This is a genomic window from Pseudomonas sp. R3-41, from assembly GCF_054161485.1.
The window spans coordinates 407,765-424,739 of the sequence record NZ_CP096421.1; the positions used below are offsets into that span (position 1 = coordinate 407,765).

The 16,975-nt window shown below is 60.9% G+C and carries 17 protein-coding genes; 11 read left to right on the forward strand and 6 right to left on the reverse strand.

Annotation, left to right across the window (positions count from 1 at the left end):
- Positions 1-7 precede the first annotated feature (7 nt).
- The 3 genes from M1D99_RS01810 to M1D99_RS01820 all read right to left on the reverse strand — a co-directional run bounded on the left by M1D99_RS01810 (position 8) and on the right by M1D99_RS01820 (position 3,395).
- Positions 8-928, reverse strand: coding sequence for an SPFH domain-containing protein (locus tag M1D99_RS01810; protein WP_186707583.1), 921 nt, complete (start codon positions 926-928; stop codon positions 8-10).
- Positions 929-1,126: 198 nt separating this feature from the next.
- On the reverse strand, positions 1,127-2,911 hold the full coding sequence (locus M1D99_RS01815) for a GspE/PulE family protein (RefSeq protein WP_186730173.1): 1,785 nt from the start codon (positions 2,909-2,911) through the stop codon (positions 1,127-1,129).
- Between the two features lie 145 nt (positions 2,912-3,056).
- Positions 3,057-3,395: a hypothetical protein gene (locus M1D99_RS01820; RefSeq protein ID WP_434573683.1), complete on the reverse strand. Its 339-nt coding sequence runs from the start codon at positions 3,393-3,395 to the stop codon at positions 3,057-3,059.
- Positions 3,396-3,520: 125 nt separating this feature from the next.
- Here M1D99_RS01820 and M1D99_RS01825 point away from each other — a divergent pair, with 125 nt between their 5' ends.
- Complete coding sequence (locus tag M1D99_RS01825) at positions 3,521-3,991, forward strand: Lrp/AsnC family transcriptional regulator (protein ID WP_186707580.1); 471 nt, start codon at positions 3,521-3,523, stop codon at positions 3,989-3,991.
- A 152-nt stretch (positions 3,992-4,143) separates the two neighbouring features.
- On the opposite strand, the gene M1D99_RS01830 is transcribed toward M1D99_RS01825, so the two are convergent.
- Positions 4,144-5,511 carry a CYTH domain-containing protein gene (locus M1D99_RS01830; RefSeq protein ID WP_458131316.1) on the reverse strand — a complete coding sequence of 456 codons (1,368 nt, stop codon included), beginning with the start codon at positions 5,509-5,511 and terminating at the stop codon, positions 4,144-4,146.
- Positions 5,512-5,658: 147 nt separating this feature from the next.
- Here M1D99_RS01830 and argE point away from each other — a divergent pair, with 147 nt between their 5' ends.
- The 3 genes from argE (at position 5,659) to M1D99_RS01845 (ending at position 10,047) form a co-directional block, all read left to right on the forward strand.
- The gene (gene argE / locus M1D99_RS01835) at positions 5,659-6,816 is read left to right on the forward strand and encodes an acetylornithine deacetylase (protein ID WP_434573687.1); all 1,158 of its coding nucleotides are present in this window, start codon (positions 5,659-5,661) and stop codon (positions 6,814-6,816) included.
- A 137-nt stretch (positions 6,817-6,953) separates the two neighbouring features.
- Positions 6,954-8,252, forward strand: coding sequence for an amino-acid N-acetyltransferase (gene argA / locus M1D99_RS01840; protein ID WP_053126389.1), 1,299 nt, complete (start codon positions 6,954-6,956; stop codon positions 8,250-8,252).
- A gap of 460 nt (positions 8,253-8,712) precedes the next feature.
- Entirely contained in the window at positions 8,713-10,047 is a 1,335-nt protein-coding gene (locus M1D99_RS01845; protein WP_434573689.1) for an OprD family porin, read from the forward strand.
- Between the two features lie 79 nt (positions 10,048-10,126).
- On the opposite strand, the gene hepT is transcribed toward M1D99_RS01845, so the two are convergent.
- Positions 10,127-10,555, reverse strand: coding sequence for a type VII toxin-antitoxin system HepT family RNase toxin (hepT, locus tag M1D99_RS01850; protein WP_434573691.1), 429 nt, complete (start codon positions 10,553-10,555; stop codon positions 10,127-10,129).
- A complete protein-coding gene (mntA, locus tag M1D99_RS01855; protein WP_434573693.1) occupies positions 10,545-10,940 on the reverse strand; it encodes a type VII toxin-antitoxin system MntA family adenylyltransferase antitoxin in 396 nt (131 codons plus the stop codon). Before mntA ends, hepT begins: the two co-directional genes overlap by 11 nt.
- A gap of 332 nt (positions 10,941-11,272) precedes the next feature.
- Here mntA and M1D99_RS01860 point away from each other — a divergent pair, with 332 nt between their 5' ends.
- From M1D99_RS01860 to M1D99_RS01890, 7 genes are all read left to right on the forward strand, one after another.
- Positions 11,273-11,911 carry a peroxiredoxin gene (locus M1D99_RS01860; protein WP_024617266.1) on the forward strand — a complete coding sequence of 213 codons (639 nt, stop codon included), beginning with the start codon at positions 11,273-11,275 and terminating at the stop codon, positions 11,909-11,911.
- 312 nt (positions 11,912-12,223) lie between these two features.
- The gene (ssuE, locus tag M1D99_RS01865; RefSeq protein WP_434573695.1) at positions 12,224-12,817 is read left to right on the forward strand and encodes an NADPH-dependent FMN reductase; all 594 of its coding nucleotides are present in this window, start codon (positions 12,224-12,226) and stop codon (positions 12,815-12,817) included.
- A gap of 90 nt (positions 12,818-12,907) precedes the next feature.
- Positions 12,908-13,873, forward strand: a complete 966-nt coding sequence (locus M1D99_RS01870) for a sulfonate ABC transporter substrate-binding protein (protein ID WP_186707574.1) — start codon at positions 12,908-12,910, stop codon at positions 13,871-13,873.
- Between the two features lie 24 nt (positions 13,874-13,897).
- A complete protein-coding gene (ssuD, locus tag M1D99_RS01875; RefSeq protein ID WP_186707573.1) occupies positions 13,898-15,046 on the forward strand; it encodes an FMNH2-dependent alkanesulfonate monooxygenase in 1,149 nt (382 codons plus the stop codon).
- A gap of 7 nt (positions 15,047-15,053) precedes the next feature.
- Positions 15,054-15,836 carry an aliphatic sulfonate ABC transporter permease SsuC gene (gene ssuC / locus M1D99_RS01880; protein ID WP_434573698.1) on the forward strand — a complete coding sequence of 261 codons (783 nt, stop codon included), beginning with the start codon at positions 15,054-15,056 and terminating at the stop codon, positions 15,834-15,836.
- Positions 15,833-16,639, forward strand: coding sequence for an aliphatic sulfonates ABC transporter ATP-binding protein (gene ssuB, locus M1D99_RS01885; protein ID WP_186730212.1), 807 nt, complete (start codon positions 15,833-15,835; stop codon positions 16,637-16,639). Before ssuC ends, ssuB begins: the two co-directional genes overlap by 4 nt.
- A gap of 106 nt (positions 16,640-16,745) precedes the next feature.
- Entirely contained in the window at positions 16,746-16,961 is a 216-nt protein-coding gene (locus M1D99_RS01890) for a TOBE domain-containing protein (protein ID WP_003177394.1), read from the forward strand.
- Positions 16,962-16,975: the final 14 nt, after the last annotated feature.

Consider the following 16,975-nt stretch of genomic DNA (forward strand, 5'->3'; position numbering starts at 1 on the left):
GCGCGCCTCAGGCTTTCTTGCTGTCGAAGGTGGCCTTGACGATCTCGCCGATGCCACCGACCGCACCGATGACCTGGCTGGCTTCCAGCGGCATCAGGATCACCTTGCTGTTGTTGGCCGACGCCAGTTTGCCCAGCGCATCGATGTATTTCTGCGCGACGAAGTAGTTCACGGCCTGGACGTTACCGTCGGCAATGGCCTGGGACACGACCTGGGTGGCCAGTGCTTCGGCTTGCGCCTGGCGCTCGCGGGCCTCGGACTCCAGGAACGCGGCCTGGCGGCTGCCCTCGGCCTCGAGGATCTGCGCCTGCTTCTTGCCTTCGGCGGTGAGAATCGCCGACGCGCGCAGGCCCTCGGCTTCGAGGATCTGGGCACGCTTGATCCGTTCGGCTTTCATTTGCCCCGACATGGCGGCCATCAGGTCGGCCGGCGGGCTGATGTCCTTGATCTCGATCCGGGTGATCTTGATGCCCCACGGCGCCGTGGCTTCATCGACGGTGCGCAGCAGTTTTTCGTTGATGCCGTCGCGCTGGCTCAGCATCGCATCCAGCTCCATGGACCCCAGCACGGTGCGGATATTGGTTTGCAACAGGTTGCGGATGGCGTGTTCGAGGTTGTTGACTTCGTAGGCTGCCTGGGCCGTATTGACCACCTGGAAGAAGCACACGGCGTCGATCTGTACCGTGGCGTTGTCGGCGGTGATGACTTCCTGGGGCGGGATGTCCAGCACGCTTTCCATGACGTTGATCTTGCGCCCGATGCGATCCATCACCGGGATGATGATGTTCAGGCCGGGCTTGAGCGTATTGGTGTAGCGGCCGAACCGCTCGACCGTCCATTGGTAGCCCTGGGGTACGACCTTGAAGCCCATGAAGAGAATGACGACCACCAGGCCGATGAAAAGTAAAAGTACGCTACCGATCTGCATGACGGTTCCCTGTGCGAATTGAGATGGACCTGTGAGCCCTGAGTGTAGGGCAAGCGGCCATTATCCTCACTCTGTGGCAGCAAAGCTTGCTCGCGATGCAGGCGCCTCGCTTCCCAGGGAGACCGCGTCATCTTCATCGCGGGCAAGCCTTGCTCCCACGGTGAGGTCAAAACCCTCTCGCCACAGGTGCTGCCGCTATTACTTCTGCTCGCTCTGAGGCGTAACCCGCAACACTTCCTCGACCGTGGTCAAGCCTGCCGCGACCTTTTGTGCCCCTGACAGCCGCAGGCTGCGCATGCCTTCCTTGAAGGCCTGGCGGCGCACCGCCAGCAGGTCGGTGTCGGGGTGGATCAAGGCCTTGACGCTGTCGGTCAGTTGCATGATTTCATAGACGCCGGCGCGGCCGCGGTAACCGGTGTCGCGGCATTCCAGGCAACCGACGGCCTGCTGGGCATTGCTCGGCAGCGGTGCCTGCCAGGGCCGGGTCAGGGTCTGCCAGTCGTCTTCGTTCAGGGTCAGTGGCGCCTTGCATTGTGGGCACAGGGTGCGCACCAACCGCTGGGCCATGACCCCGAGGACGGTGGCCTTGATCAAATAATGGGGCACGCCCAGCTCCAGCAGGCGACTGATGGCGCTCGGTGCGTCGTTGGTGTGCAGCGTCGACAGGACCAAGTGACCGGTGAGCGCTGCCTGGATCGCCATTTCAGCGGTTTCCAGGTCTCGGATCTCACCGATCATGATGATGTCCGGGTCTTGTCGCATGAGGGCCCGCACCCCGGCGGCGAAGCTCAGGTCGATGTTGTGCTGGACCTGCATCTGGTTGAAGGACGCCTCGACCATTTCGATCGGGTCCTCGATGGTGCAGAGGTTCACTTCCGGCGTCGCCAGCTTCTTGAGTGTGGTGTAGAGGGTGGTGGTCTTGCCGGAACCGGTCGGCCCGGTCACCAGGATGATGCCGTTGGGCTGGCGGGTCATGTCCTGCCAGCGGCGCAGGTCGTCGGCGGAGAAACCGAGCTGGTCGAAATCCTTGAGCAGCACTTCCGGGTCGAAGATACGCATGACCATTTTTTCGCCGAACGCCGTGGGCAAGGTCGACAGGCGCAACTCCACTTCGCCGCCGTCCGGGGTCTTGGTCTTGACCCGGCCATCCTGGGGTTTGCGTTTTTCCGCGACGTTCATCCGCCCCAGGCTCTTGAGGCGGCTGACGATCGCCATCGTGACCTGCGGCGGGAATTGGTAGACGGTGTGCAGCACCCCGTCGATGCGAAACCGCACCGTGCCCTGCTCGCGGCGCGGTTCGATGTGGATATCGCTGGCCCGCTGTTGGAAGGCGTACTGGAACAGCCAGTCGACGATGTTGACGATGTGGGCGTCGTTGGCGTCCGGTTCCTGGTCGCTGGCGCCGAGGTTGAGCAACTGTTCGAAATTACTCAGGTTGCTCGGTTGCTGATCGACCGTGGTGGCGCCGCTGACCGATTTGGCCAGGCGATAGAACTCCACGCTCAGGCGCTGGATATCCACCGGATTGGCGACCACCCGCTTGATCGGCAACTTGAGCACATGGGTCAGGTCGGCTTCCCAGCTGTTGACGTAGGGTTGTGCGCTGGCGACGGTGACGGCGTCACGATCGACCGCCACCGCGAGGATCTTGTGGCGCTGGGCAAAGGCATACGACATCAAGGGCGTTACGGCCGCCACGTTGATTTTCAGCGGGTCGATGCGCATGTAGGGCTGGCCGGCCTGCTGGGACAACCACAGGGTCAGGTTCTCAAGGTCCAGGCGCTTGCCGGGCCGACTGAGGTCGTCCAGGTGCTGGTTGGCAATGAACTCCAGCGGATGCAGCTGGCTGTTGGCGCTGTGGCGCCGGCGGGCGTTGAGCGCGGTTTCGGCCGAATCCTGGCTGATGAAGCCCTGGGTGACCAGTTGGCGCAGCAGATCATTGAGGTCCAGCCAGCGGTCCTGAGTGGCGTGTTTGGTGGACATGCGGGTTCCTATTGGACAATTGCAGCAAAGCCGCGATACAGACGCCTCGGCGTCCTCGCTCGGTCTGCAAAAGAATAGTCCCGACCCGGTGGTCCGTTGGGCCACTACCCGACCAATGCGTTACCAATTCTTGCCCGTGGGGGGCTCAACCGGCCGCTTGGGTCGGCTCAACTCGCGCAATATCAGCGTCTTGCAGGTCCACCGAGCACATGCCGATCAGGTTACGTAATTTTTCTGCGATGACCTGGGCACGGTGCCAACTCAGGCCGTCCATGAGGATGTCCAGCGATAGCAGATCGTCGAGGCGCTCGACGCGAACCTGCTGTGGGGTCAGGCCCTGCAAGGCAAACAGGTTCAATGCCCGGCAGAGCAGGTCCGGCTCGGCCTCTGCCAGCATCTGATAGTGCACGCGGCAATGGGCATTGGCGGCGTGCCAGACATCGGCGCGGGTCGGGGTGGTGGCAACGGCTTCGAGTGGGGGCATGTGCGATCTCCTTGGCGGCGGAGAAATATTTACATGCGTCGCCGGGTATTTCTTATCTAAGATGAGTACTTTCGGCGATGTTTCGAATCGCTTGAGTCTCCAGATCATTCATTTTGGGTTTGTCTATGCAAAGCGAGCTGGATAGCTATGACCGCAGGATACTGGCCCTGCTGCAAGAGGATGCCTCGCTGTCCAGCGCGCAGATCGCCGAGCAAGTGGGTTTGTCTCAATCGCCGTGCTGGCGGCGGATCCAGCGGATGAAGGAGGAGGGCATCATCCGCGCCCAGGTGACCCTGCTGGACCGCAAGAAAATCGGCCTCAACACGCAGATCTTCGCCGAAGTGAAACTCAACGCCCATGGCCGTTCGAACTTCACCGAATTCACCGAGGCGATCCGCGGCTTTCCCGAAGTGTTGGAGTGCTACGTGCTGATGGGTTCGGTGGATTTTCTGCTGCGCATCGTCACGGCGGACATCGAGGCGTATGAGCGATTCTTTTTCGAAAAGCTGTCGATGGTGCCGGGGATCCAGGAGGTGAATTCGATCGTGGCGCTGTCGGAGATCAAGTCGACGACGAGTTTGCCGGTGGTGCGCTAGTTGGATCTGAGGTGAATGTGCCGGCCCCTTCGCGAGCAAGCCCGCTCCCACAATGGTCCTCCGCCGTACACACATGTTGTGTTCGCTGAAGATCCAGTGTGGGAGCGGGCTTGCTCGCGAAAGCGGTACTCCAGACGCAGAAGATCTTTCGGTTACAGGCGCAACAACGTCTTCCAAGCCCGATTCTGATACACCGCAATCGCCTGTTGCTTGCGCGCATCCAGCGTTTCGTCGGTGATCGGTTGGTTGGCCAGTTGTGCCAGCTTGTTCAGCTCACCGTAGAGCCGATCCATTTCCGGGATCTCCAGCACCTGGCGGGCATGGTGCAGCCAGGCCTGGATGCGTTCGATGCGCGGCAGTTGTTCGGCCAGGTCTTCCGGTTGCTGTTGATAACGTTGCAATTGCAGGGACGAGGACTCTTCGCCCAACAGGCGTGGCAACCAGCTGCCCAGTTGCGCCGCGCCCTGGCGATTGCCGCGGGTGTTGCGCTCGGCGGCCCAGCTGCGGGCCAGCAGCCAGCGTGACGTGTTGAGGGAAAACAGGCCCCAACGCGGGTCTTGCAGCTCTTCGAGGAACTGTTCCGGCGCGGCCTTGCGCACGTCTTCGTCGTCCAGGCCGGCCTGGACCAGCGGGCGCCAGTCTTCCAGCAACGCGTCCAGGGCCAGGCGCAAGTCGTGGGTCGATTGGCGCGGCGCGGCCTGGCCGAGGCTGCTGAGCAGGGCGCGCAGTTCGGCTAGGCTTTCCACCCAGTCCTGCAGCAGGCGCCAATGGCCGTTGAACCGGTATTGCTCGGCCAGGCGCTGGCTGCTGCCGAGCAAATGCCAGCTCAGCGCGGCGAAGGCATCGTCCAGCGGCGTTTCGGCAGTCAGTTGCGGGGCTGGCAGGCTCAAGGCGTAGCTGCCCGCGTCATGCAGGCGATAGCCACGCTCGGCCTTGCTGATGTCGCAGGGCATCAGGGGCAGGGTCATGGCCAGCTCGGCGGCCAGTTCCAGCAGGGCGGCGGGTTCGCCTTCGCGCAGTTCCAGCTCCAGTTCGCAGATTTCTTCCTTCTGCTTGCCGACCACCACGTGGCCCAGGTCCAGGGCGGCTTCGATGACCACTTTGCTTTTGCCACGGCCCCAAGCGATTTCAGCGCGTTCGCGAACGAAATCGGTGGTGAAGATGGCCTTGAGGGTTTTCTTGTCCAGTTCGGCCAAGGCCTCGGGCCAGCATTCGCCGTCGAGCTTCTTCAGGTCGAGCTTGGCCTTGGGCAGGTGCCAGTCGTATTCGTTGCGCTCGGACAGGCCGGCGATGCTCTGGCCGCGGGTCTTGAGGGTCTGGATCACCTCTTCGCCGTCGCGACGCAGGCGCAGGGCGACCTTGGCCCGGGCCAGGTCACGCTCTGGCGTGTCGAAATACTGGTTCATCAATTCGTGGCGTTCCCAGCCACTCTTGTTGCGTTTTTTCAGCAGCGGATGCTCGCGCAAGGCTGCCAGGGTCTCGCGGCTGACGCGGAGTTTGATTTCGGTTTCTTTCTGCATGGCCGGAAAATCCAGGGATCGGGTGCGCAGCCGGGGGAAGGTGTGGCTGCCAAGGCCGTGCAGTGTACAGGACTGACTCGCCCTAGGTTTATTCCTGGGTCCAGATGGTTCTATGATGAACGCCAATCTGTATGCCCGGAGCCAGCGATGCCTTTGCCGTCCATGAAAGATCAATTCGCTGCCCTGATCGCCACGCCTTCGGTCAGCTGTACCCAGCCTGGGCTCGACCAGTCCAACAGCGCCGTCATCGAGCTGTTGGCCGGCTGGCTCACTGAGCTGGGGTTCTCCTGCGATATCCAGCAGGTCAGCCCTGGCAAATTCAATCTGCTGGCCAGTTTCGGCAGCGGTCCCGGCGGCCTAGTGCTGGCCGGCCACAGTGACACGGTGCCGTTCGACGGCGCCTTGTGGCAGACCGATCCGTTGAAGCTCACTGAGGTCGATGGCCGGTGGGTCGGCCTGGGCAGTTGTGACATGAAGGGTTTTTTCGCCCTGGCCATCGAAGCGGTCAAGCCGCTGCTGGACCAACCGTTCAAGCAACCGCTGCTGATCCTCGCCACCTGTGATGAAGAAAGCTCCATGTCCGGCGCCCGGGCCCTGGCCGATGCCGGCCGGCCCTTGGGGCGGGCAGCGGTGATCGGTGAGCCGACCGGCCTCAAGCCAATACGGATGCACAAAGGCATCATGATGGAGCGCATCGACATTTTCGGGCGTAGCGGCCATTCGTCCGATCCGCGCCTGGGCCACAGCGCGTTGGAGGCCATGCACGATGCCATGGGCGAATTGCGCGGCCTACGCCTGCAATGGCAGCGTGAATTCCGTAACCCGCAGTTCAGCGTGCCGCAACCGACCCTGAATTTCGGCTGCATCCACGGCGGCGACAACCCCAACCGGATCTGCGGCCAATGTTCCATGGAATTTGACCTGCGGCCTTTGCCAGGCATGGACCCGCAAGTGCTGCGGGCGGCGATCCAGCAGAAGCTCAACCCCATCGCCGAGCGCCATCAAGTCAAGATCGACTACGCGCCGCTGTTCCCCGAAGTGCCGCCGTTCGAGCAGGCCGAGGACGCCGAATTGGTCCGCGTGGCCGAACGACTGACCGGCCATCGTGCCGAAGCAGTGGCGTTCGGCACCGAAGCGCCTTATCTTCAGCGCCTTGGCTGTGAAACCCTGGTGCTCGGTCCTGGCGATATCGCCTGTGCCCACCAACCGGGCGAGTACCTTGAAATGTCACGTTTGCAACCTACCGTGGAGCTGTTGCGGCAGTTGATCGGCCATTACTGTCTGACGTCGGCCACGGCCGATTAAATTGCGCCCTTGCGGGCCCGTATTCATCACATGAGGAGAGCGCGCGTGTCGCCAAGCCTGTTCCGACGATAACCACCAGCCCGTTGTGCGTTCTGTTTCGTCTTTTTTTGGCTGTTATTTATTACAGGTCCAGGTTCATGCCCGAATACGTCAATTGGCTTCGTCATGCTTCGCCCTACATCAACGCCCACCGCGATTGCACCTTCATCGTCATGCTGCCCGGCGACGGGGTGGAACACCCTAATTTCGGCAACATCGTCCATGACCTGGTGCTGCTCCACAGCCTCGGCGTGCGCCTGGTGCTGGTCCATGGTTCGCGCCCGCAGATCGAGACTCGCCTCGCTGCGCGGGGCCTGACGCCTCACTACCACCACGGCATGCGCATCACCGACGCGGCGACCCTGGAGTGTGTGATCGACGCGGTCGGCCAGTTGCGCATCGCCATCGAGGCGCGCCTGTCCATGGACATGGCGTCCTCGCCCATGCAGGGCTCGCGGCTGCGGGTCGCCAGCGGCAACCTGGTCACCGCCCGGCCGATCGGCGTGCTCGAAGGCGTGGATTACCACCACACCGGCGAAGTGCGCCGGGTCGATCGCAAGGGCATCAACCGGCTGCTGGACGAGCGCTCCATCGTGTTGCTGTCGCCGTTGGGTTATTCGCCCACCGGAGAAATCTTCAACCTGGCCTGTGAAGACGTCGCCACCCGGGCGGCCATCGACTTGGCGGCCGACAAGCTGCTGCTGTTCGGTGCCGAACAGGGGCTTATCGGCGAGGACGGACGGCTGGTGCGGGAATTACGTCCGCAACAGGTCCCAGGCCACATGCAACGCCTGGGCAGCGACTATCAGGCCGAACTGCTGGACGCGGCGGCCCAGGCCTGTCGTGGTGGCGTTGCGCGCAGCCACATCGTCAGTTATGCCGAGGACGGCGCGCTGCTGGCCGAATTGTTCACCCGCGATGGCAGCGGTACGTTGGTGGCCCAGGAACAATTCGAAGTGGTGCGCGAAGCGGCCATTGAAGATGTCGGCGGCCTGCTGGACCTGATCAGTCCGCTGGAAGAGCAGGGGATTCTGGTGCGTCGCTCCCGCGAAGTGCTGGAGCGCGAGATCGAACAGTTCAGCGTTGTCGAGCGCGAAGGCATGATCATCGCCTGCGCGGCGCTGTACCAGATCGCCGATTCGGATGCCGGGGAACTGGCCTGCCTGGCGGTGAACCCGGAGTACCGCCACGGTGGCCGAGGCGACGAACTGCTGGAGCGGATCGAAACCCGCGCCCGCGCCCAAGGGCTCAAGACGCTGTTCGTACTCACGACCCGTACCGCCCACTGGTTCCGCGAACGTGGTTTCGAGCCCAGCAGCGTCGACCGTCTGCCGGCCGCGCGAGCCTCGCTCTACAACTATCAGCGTAATTCGAAAATCTTCGAAAAAGCCCTGTAACCCCTGGCGCGCTCCCTGCGTGGGAGTGTCGCAGGGGGCGTCTTTTTGATTTCAGACAATGAATCGCCTGACGCATAGCCATCAAGCTCCCATCTCAAGCAGCCTCGGCGCGAAAGGATCAAGGGATCCCTCTACGCCGGGGGTTTCCCGCTGAGCGCTTCTCGACAAAAAGCCATTCAGTAATCCGCCGGCTGGCCGATACGCCGGACCACGGTTGATGAAGCTTTGATGGCAGCTATATGTCGAAAAGAGCTGAAAACTGGCAGAACAATTCTTTTTGGATTTATAGAGAATCCATTATCCTGCGGGCCGTGTAGCGGGGTTAGACCATGGTCGTAGACACAATTGGTTACGATTGACTTGTCAGTCACGGTCTGGCGCTAATCGCGCATCCGCGGATTCCGGGCGTTCGATCCGGAACCAAAGACACACAAGAATTAGAAAACGAGAGGAGCGAAGCATGAACAAGTCCACCTTGGCCCTGGCTGTGGCCGTTGGGGTTTTGGCGCAGCAGGCAGGCGCCGCCGGTTTTATCGAGGACAGCAAGGCTACCTTGGGTCTGCGTAACTTCTACATCAACACGGATAACCGTGATGGCACCGCCAATCCTTCCAAGCAGGAGGAATGGGGACAGGGTTTCATTTTTAACTTCACTTCCGGCTACACCCAAGGCACCGTCGGCTTCGGCGTCGATGCTATCGGTCTGGTGGGTGTGAAGCTGGACTCTGGTAAAGGCACGGCCTACAACGCAACCAACAATAAGGGTGGCACTGTCTTCCCTAGCGAAAGCGACGGTCGTGCGGTAGATGATTTCGGCAGCCTGGGTCTGACCGCTAAGGTCAAGGTTTCCAAGACGGAACTGCGCCTGGGCACCTTGCAGCCGAAGCTGCCTGTAGTGACCTTCAACGATGGTCGCCTGTTGCCACAAACTTTTGAAGGTGGTCAGATCACCTCCAACGATATCGATAACCTGACTTTGGTTGGCGGTAAGTTGGAACATGCGAAAGGTCGTAACTCGACCAACAACGATTCGCTGACAATTGCTGGCTCTAACGGCGCGACCACAACTGCTACCAGCAACCAGCGTAGCAATGAGTTCTACTATGCCGGCGGTGACTACAAAATCACCAAGGATCTGACGGCTCAGTACTATTACGGCAACCTGGAAGATTTCTACACTCAACATTTCCTGGGCCTGGTCCACAACCTGGCGCTGCCAGTGGGTAGCCTGAAATCCGATCTGCGTTACTTCAACAGTGATTCCGATGGCAAGAACGCCAGCCAGGAAGGTCGTCTGACGGGGTATCGCGCTTCTGGCTTCCAGAACAATGGTGGTGAAGTAGACAACCGTACCTGGAGTGCAAAATTCACTTACAGCCTGCAAGGCCATGCGCTCAGCGCCGGTTATCAGCGTGTGAATGGCACCAGCGACTTCCCATTCCTGAACCAGGGTGACGGTGCATCTGCCTACCTGATCACTGACGTTCAAATCGGCAAGTTCCAGCGTGCTGGCGAGCGTACCTGGCTGGCTCAGTACGCCTATGACTTTGCAACTGTTGGCGTGCCAGGCTTGACGACTTCGGTCATCTACCTGAAGGGCGACAACATTGCCACTGCTACCGGTGATAAGAGCGAGTGGGAACGTGACTTCACGCTCGGTTACGTTGTCCCGGATGGCAAGTTCAAAGGCCTGGGCTTGGCGTGGAGAAACGCCTCGCTGCGCTCTGAAGTGGCCAACCAGCGTAACCAGGACGAAAACCGCCTGATCGTGAGCTACACGCTGCCGATTCTGTAATTAGGCGTAAAAAAGCCCCGCCCGGCAATACGCCGGGCGGGGCTTTTGTTTTTTTTGGTTCAATGAACCGGAGATTGCTTTATTCCTTGGTGTTCACCGCGTCCTTACGCAGTATGAACGCGCTGAACGCCAGGAAATCGCCCAGATGCTGGGTAATGATCGCGACCATGATCGGCAACTGCAGGGCTTGGTAGTCATGCACGGCGATGTTCCTGAAACCCACCATGTTCTTCAGGTTTCTAACCAGCCCTTCTTCCACCCAGCCACCTTGGAAAAGCAGTTCGAATGTATCGCGGGCACTTTGCGGGACACCCAATCGTTCACGTCGGATCAAATGCTGTCCCATGTCCAGTGCCGCTTCACACGCACGCTGGATGTTCAGGACTGCCGAATCCTGGCGAGTGAAATCGGTGGCAAACGTAGCGGGATCTTTCTCGTATTCCTCCCGCACCCTTGCGACGCAACGCTCGATACTCGCTGCTTTATTGATCAGTACGTCATCGGCCATACACGCTGCCTTCTTCCTGAATATCCTTGAGCAATCCTGCCCGAGCCTCATCGAGAGCGGTTTTTTCGCTGAGAATAAAGCACTCGAACAACCCAGCCTGTACATCTTTGGCCCAGAGCCTCTGTCCTCGGGTCACGATTTGGTACTGCATGACGGTCGTTGCCCCGCGTAGATCGATCAGGTCCACGGGGCTGCCCGCGATATCCGCCAAATCACCTGAAAGCTGCCATAACGACACAGGATCGACTTCGCCGGATAAAAGCACAGCCAAATCGACATCACTGTCAGGCCCGGCGGTGCCCTGCGCATGGCTGCCGAACAGGTAAACCGCCAGCAGTCCAGGGAGGTGGTTTTGCAGATGAGTCAGCAAGGCTTGAGTGTTCATGCTGCCTATCCTAGCCGCTCGTCCTGAAATCGCGTCAATAATTTCCGTAGTGTAGGTACAAAACAAAAAAAGCCCCGCCCGGCAACACGCCGGGCGGGGCTTTGCGTTTTCGAGTAGGGCCCACCCCTGTAGCCTTCCTCGAATTTCTCCTCTTTTCAGCAACTCGAGGCCTTCTCGAACCTCGCTGACGATCTTGTGCCGGTATGCGAAATGGCGCCAGTGAACAGTTTTATATTCACTAATGATCTAGATAAATGGATATTCATTCTTTTTAAAGCAATCGAAACCGGTGCAAAGTTTGGGCTCACAACAATTCATCCAGGAGCCGCACCATGAGCCTCAGACTCGGCGACATCGCCCCCGACTTCGAACAGGATTCCAGCGCCGGCAAGATTCGCTTCCACGAATGGCTCGGTGACAGCTGGGGTGTACTGTTTTCCCACCCGGCGGATTTCACGCCGGTATGCACCACCGAATTGGGCCTCACGGCCAAGCTCAAGGACGAGTTCGCCCAGCGTGGGGTCAAGGCCATTGCCCTCTCGGTGGACCCGGTGGACTCGCACCACAAGTGGATCGAGGACATCAACGAGACCCAGAACGCCGTGGTCAACTTTCCGATCCTGGCCGATGCCGACCGCAAGGTCTCTGATCTGTACGACCTCATCCACCCCAACGCCAGCGACACCTTGACCGTGCGCTCATTGTTCGTGATCGACCCGAACAAGAAGATTCGCCTGACCATTACCTATCCCGCCAGCACGGGTCGCAATTTCAACGAGATCCTGCGGGTGATCGATTCCCTGCAATTGACCGACAACTACAAGGTCGCCACCCCGGCCAACTGGCAGGACGGCGATGAAGTGGTGATCGTGCCGTCGCTCAAGGATGAAGAAGAACTCAAGCAGCGTTTCCCCAAGGGCTATCGTGCCGTGAAGCCTTACCTGCGCCTCACACCGCAGCCTAACCGTTGACGCAACACCTGACTCTGAACCTGTGGGAGCGAGCCTGCTCGCGATAGCGGTGTACCAGTCGACATCGACACTGGCAGATCCGACGCCATCGCGAGCAGGCTCGCTCCCACAGTTTGATCTTCTGTGCACCAAGGGTTTTGGCCGTTTCGACGGCCTTTTTTATTGCGCCAAGGAAAGTGAATCACATATCCCTTAATCGCATAACCAAATGAATAAATATGATTTAAAGATATATAAATCCCCTGTTATGGTTTGCCCATGCAGCGAGATCGCCCACCGCGAATCGCACGTGACAGTTAAGGAAGGGTAGGCATGTTGGTCGTCTCACTCGGTGGCAGTCCCAGCCAACGCTCCCGCTCCGGGGTGCTGCTGGAACGCTCGCAACGTTGGTTGCAACAGCAAGGTGTGGAGGTGGTGAGCTATCAGGTGCGCGATTTCCCGGCCGAAGATCTGCTCCATGCCCGTTTCGACAGCCCGAAGGTCGTCGACCTGCTCCAGCAGATCGAAAATGCTGACGGCCTGGTGATCGCCACGCCGGTGTACAAGGCGTCTTTTTCCGGTGCGCTGAAGACCGTGCTGGACCTGCTGCCTGAGCGGGCCCTGGCTCACAAAGTGGTGTTGCCCATGGCCACCGGCGGCAGCATCGCCCATATGCTGGCGGTGGATTACGCCCTTAAACCGGTGTTGTCGGCGCTCAAGGCCCAGGAAATGCTCCATGGGATTTTTGCCGAAGACAGCCAGATCGCTTATGGCGAAGGCAGCGCCCAGGCCCAATTGGCGCCGGCCCTGCAGCAGCGTCTGGACGAGGCGCTGGAACAGTTTTACAGCGCCATGGCCCGTCGGCCCCGGCCGTTGGACCCTCATGTATTGAACGAACGTTTGCTGAGTGCTCGCTGGAGCATTTGAACCCGAACACCCCTGATTCAACTCACCTTACTCAGCCGCCAACGGCCCAGCAGGTGCAGCCAAAACCCCACAGCAAAAAGGAGAGGCGCCATGCGCACTGTCATTTTGCGTCGCGGGCTGGTCGCTCTGTTTGCTGCGGCTGTGTCCCTCGGCGTCATCACCCAAGCTCAAGCCGAGACCTTGCGGATTGGTTATCAGAAATACGGCACCCTGGTGCTGCTCAAGGCCAAGGGGTCGTTGGAAAAACGCCTCGCCGCCCAAGGCGTGGACGTGCAATGGACCGAATTCCCCGGAGGTCCGCAGCTGTTGGAAGGCTTGAACGTCGGCTCCATCGACTTCGGCGTGACCGGTGAAACGCCGCCGGTGTTTGCCCAAGCCGCGGGCGCCGACCTGCTTTACGTTGCTTACGAGCCGCCGGCGCCCACCAGCGAGGCCATCCTGGTGCCGAAAGGCTCGGCCATCCAATCGGTGCAAGACCTCAAGGGCAAGAAGGTCGTGCTGAACAAAGGCTCGAACGTCCACTACCTGCTGGTGCGGGCGTTGGAAGATGCTGGCCTGAAGTATTCCGACATTCAAACCGTTTTCCTGCCGCCAGCCGATGCCCGTGCCGCGTTCGAACGGGGCAGCGTAGACGCCTGGGTGATCTGGGACCCGTACCAGGCGGCCGCCGAACAACAGTTGCAGGCACGCACCCTGCGTGACGGCAAAGGCATCGTCGATAACCACCAGTTCTACCTCGCCACCAAGCCCTATGCGCAAAAAAATCCCCAAGTCATTACCGCCCTGGTGGAGGAAGTGCGGGCAGTGGGGGAGTGGTCCAAGGCCAATCCTGAAGACGTGACCAAACAGGTCTCGCCGCTGCTCGGCCTGCCGGCGGACATCACCCTGACGTCGGTGAAACGCCAAGGCTATGGGGCGCTGTTCCTCACGCCGGAGGTGGTGGCGGCGCAGCAGAAAATCGCCGACAGCTTCTACCAGCTCAAATTGATTCCCAAGCCCTTGAGCATCAAGGACGTGATCTGGACGCCGCCGGCGGCCGTTGCGAACGCGCAGTAATTCGACCCCTTAGGAGACCACTCCATGAGCCTCAATATTTTCTGGTTCCTGCCTACCCATGGCGACGGCCATTACCTTGGCACTGCCGAAGGCGCCCGCGCCGTCGATCACGGTTACTTGCAGCAGGTCGCCCAAGCGGCGGATCGACTGGGTTTTGGCGGTGTGTTGATCCCCACCGGGCGTTCCTGCGAGGACTCCTGGCTGGTGGCCGCTTCATTGATTCCCGTGACCCAGCGCCTGAAATTCCTCGTCGCCCTGCGCCCCGGGATCATTTCCCCGACGGTGGCGGCACGGCAGGCCGCGACCCTCGACCGGTTGTCCGGAGGGCGGGCGCTGTTCAACCTGGTGACCGGCGGCGACCCGGATGAATTGGCCGGTGACGGCCTGTTCCTCGACCACGAACAACGCTACCAGGCCTCGGTGGAATTCACCCGCATCTGGCGCCGGGTGCTGGAAGGCGAGACCGTGGATTACGACGGTGAGCACATCAGCGTGAAGGGCGCCAAGCTGCTCTATCCGCCGATCCAGCAACCGCGTCCGCCTCTGTATTTTGGCGGCTCGTCGGAAGCTGCCCAGGACCTGGCGGCCGAACAAGTGGAAATGGTGCTGACCTGGGGCGAGCCGCCGGCCGCCGTTGCGCAGAAAATCGAACAGGTACGGGCCAAGGCTGCGAAGCTCGGACGTACCGTGCGCTTCGGCATCCGCCTGCATGTGATCGTGCGGGAAACCAACGCCGAAGCCTGGCGAGCGGCCGACCGGCTGATTTCTCACCTGGACGACGACACCATCGCCCGGGCCCAGGCCTCCCTGGCGCGCTTCGATTCGGTGGGCCAGCAACGCATGGCCGCCCTGCACGGCGGCAGTCGCGACAAGCTGGAAGTCAGCCCCAACCTCTGGGCCGGTGTCGGCCTGGTACGCGGCGGTGCCGGCACGGCGCTGGTGGGCGATGGCCCGACCGTGGCGGCGCGGGTCAAGGAGTATGCCGACCTTGGCATCGACACCTTTATCTTCTCCGGTTATCCCCACCTGGAAGAGTCCTATCGCGTGGCGGAACTGTTGTTTCCGCACTTGGATGTGGAGCGCCCGGAGTTGCCGAAAAGCCAGGGCTATGTGAGCCCGTTCGGTGAAATGGTGGCCAACGACATCCTGCCCAAAGCCGCGTCCCAGAGCTGAGGCGGCCATGAATAAAATCATCCACAACCTCGCGCCCTGGGCGGTGCCGCTGCTGTTGCTGGCGGTCTGGCAACTGTCGGTGTCGGCCGGTTGGTTGTCCACGCGGATCCTGCCGGCACCCGTGGCGGTGATCGAAGCCGGCGTCAACCTGGTGCGCAGCGGTGAGATCTGGACGCACCTGGCGATCAGTGGTTGGCGGGCGGCGGTCGGTTTCCTGATCGGCGGCGGCATCGGCCTGGCCCTGGGCTTTATCACTGGCTTGTCGAAATGGGGCGAGCGCCTGTTGGACAGCTCCGTGCAGATGGTGCGCAACGTCCCGCATCTGGCGCTGATTCCGCTGGTGATCCTGTGGTTCGGCATCGATGAGTCGGCGAAAATCTTCCTGGTAGCCCTGGGCACGTTATTTCCGATCTACCTCAACACCTACCACGGCATCCGCAACGTCGACCCGGCGCTGGTGGAAATGGCCCGCAGCTACGGCTTGTCCGGCTTCAGCCTGTTTCGCCAGGTGATCCTGCCGGGCGCCTTGCCTTCGATCCTGGTGGGCGTGCGCTTTGCCCTGGGCTTCATGTGGTTGACGTTGATCGTGGCGGAAACCATTTCGGCCAGCGCCGGCATCGGCTACTTGGCGATGAATGCCCGTGAGTTCCTGCAAACCGATGTGGTGGTGCTGGCGATTCTCCTGTACGCGGTGCTGGGCAAATTGGCCGACCTGGCCGCCCGTGGGCTTGAGCGGGTCTGGCTGCGCTGGCATCCGGCGTACCAAGTGAACAAGGGAGGTGCCGCATGACCGCCCAACAACCTCCGCGCCTGCTGCGTGGCATCCCGCTGGCGGTGCGCAACCTGCAAAAAACCTTTGGCACGCGCCAGGTATTGCGCGACATCGACCTGCATATCCCGGCCGGGCAATTCGTGGCTGTGGTCGGTCGCAGCGGTTGTGGCAAAAGTACCTTGCTGCGGTTGCTGGCCGGCCTCGATCAACCCACCGACGGCCAACTGCTGGCGGGCTCGGCGGCCTTGAGTGCGGCGCAACAGGACACGCGGTTGATGTTCCAGGAAGCGCGTCTGCTGCCGTGGAAAAAAGTCATCGACAACGTTGGCCTCGGGCTCAACGGCAACTGGCGTCCGCAGGCCTTGCAGGCACTGGAAGCCGTCGGCTTGGCCGACCGTGCCCAGGAGTGGCCGGCGGCATTGTCCGGCGGCCAGAAACAACGGGTGGCCCTGGCCCGCGCGCTGATTCATCAGCCACGGCTGTTGTTGCTCGACGAACCCTTGGGCGCATTGGACGCCCTGACCCGTATCGAGATGCAGCAACTGATCGAAAACCTCTGGCAGCAGCACGGTTTCACGGTGTTGCTGGTGACTCACGACGTCAGCGAAGCGGTGGCGATTGCCGACCGGGTGATCCTGATCGAGGACGGCCAGGTCGGCCTCGACCTGCCCATCGACCTGCCACGCCCACGGGTTCGCGGCTCTCATCGCCTGGCGAGCCTGGAAACCGAAGTCCTCAACCGTGTGCTGTCCTTGCCCGGCCAACCGCCGGAACCCGAACCCGTTTCACCCTTGCCTACGCAATTGCGTTGGGCGCAATGAAGCAGCTTCAAGCGGCAAGCTACAAGCCGCAAGAAGAAGCACAGCGCTTTTACTTGCAGCTTATAGCTTGCCACTTGCAGCTCATTTCGACCCCAGGAGAAATCGTATGACCATCAAAGCCATCAACGTACGCAACCAGTTCAAAGGCACCATCAAGGAAATCGTCGAAGGCGACGTGCTGTCGGAAATCGACGTGCAGACCGCCTCCGGCATCGTCACGTCGGTCATCACCACCCGTTCGGTCAAGGAGTTGGAACTGGCGATCGGCAGCGAAGTGATTGCCTTCGTCAAATCCACCGAGGTGTCTATCGCCAAGTTGTGAACGATGCTTGACCC

What these genes read in the sequence shown, in the direction of transcription:
- M1D99_RS01815 (WP_186730173.1), bottom strand. Translation starts at nt 2,911, where the DNA reads ATGTCCACCAAACACGCCACTCAGGACCGCTGGCTGGACCTCAATGAT.
- M1D99_RS01825 (WP_186707580.1), top strand. Translation starts at nt 3,521, where the DNA reads ATGCAAAGCGAGCTGGATAGCTATGACCGCAGGATACTGGCCCTGCTG.
- ssuB (WP_186730212.1), top strand. Translation starts at nt 15,833, where the DNA reads ATGACCGCCCAACAACCTCCGCGCCTGCTGCGTGGCATCCCGCTGGCG.
- M1D99_RS01820 (WP_434573683.1), bottom strand. Translation starts at nt 3,395, where the DNA reads ATGCCCCCACTCGAAGCCGTTGCCACCACCCCGACCCGCGCCGATGTC.
- M1D99_RS01845 (WP_434573689.1), top strand. Translation starts at nt 8,713, where the DNA reads ATGAACAAGTCCACCTTGGCCCTGGCTGTGGCCGTTGGGGTTTTGGCG.
- ssuE (WP_434573695.1), top strand. Translation starts at nt 12,224, where the DNA reads ATGTTGGTCGTCTCACTCGGTGGCAGTCCCAGCCAACGCTCCCGCTCC.
- mntA (WP_434573693.1), bottom strand. Translation starts at nt 10,940, where the DNA reads ATGAACACTCAAGCCTTGCTGACTCATCTGCAAAACCACCTCCCTGGA.
- M1D99_RS01860 (WP_024617266.1), top strand. Translation starts at nt 11,273, where the DNA reads ATGAGCCTCAGACTCGGCGACATCGCCCCCGACTTCGAACAGGATTCC.
- M1D99_RS01810 (WP_186707583.1), bottom strand. Translation starts at nt 928, where the DNA reads ATGCAGATCGGTAGCGTACTTTTACTTTTCATCGGCCTGGTGGTCGTC.
- M1D99_RS01870 (WP_186707574.1), top strand. Translation starts at nt 12,908, where the DNA reads ATGCGCACTGTCATTTTGCGTCGCGGGCTGGTCGCTCTGTTTGCTGCG.
- M1D99_RS01890 (WP_003177394.1), top strand. Translation starts at nt 16,746, where the DNA reads ATGACCATCAAAGCCATCAACGTACGCAACCAGTTCAAAGGCACCATC.
- M1D99_RS01830 (WP_458131316.1), bottom strand. Translation starts at nt 5,511, where the DNA reads ATGCAGAAAGAAACCGAAATCAAACTCCGCGTCAGCCGCGAGACCCTG.
- ssuD (WP_186707573.1), top strand. Translation starts at nt 13,898, where the DNA reads ATGAGCCTCAATATTTTCTGGTTCCTGCCTACCCATGGCGACGGCCAT.
- argE (WP_434573687.1), top strand. Translation starts at nt 5,659, where the DNA reads ATGCCTTTGCCGTCCATGAAAGATCAATTCGCTGCCCTGATCGCCACG.
- ssuC (WP_434573698.1), top strand. Translation starts at nt 15,054, where the DNA reads ATGAATAAAATCATCCACAACCTCGCGCCCTGGGCGGTGCCGCTGCTG.
- hepT (WP_434573691.1), bottom strand. Translation starts at nt 10,555, where the DNA reads ATGGCCGATGACGTACTGATCAATAAAGCAGCGAGTATCGAGCGTTGC.
- argA (WP_053126389.1), top strand. Translation starts at nt 6,954, where the DNA reads ATGCCCGAATACGTCAATTGGCTTCGTCATGCTTCGCCCTACATCAAC.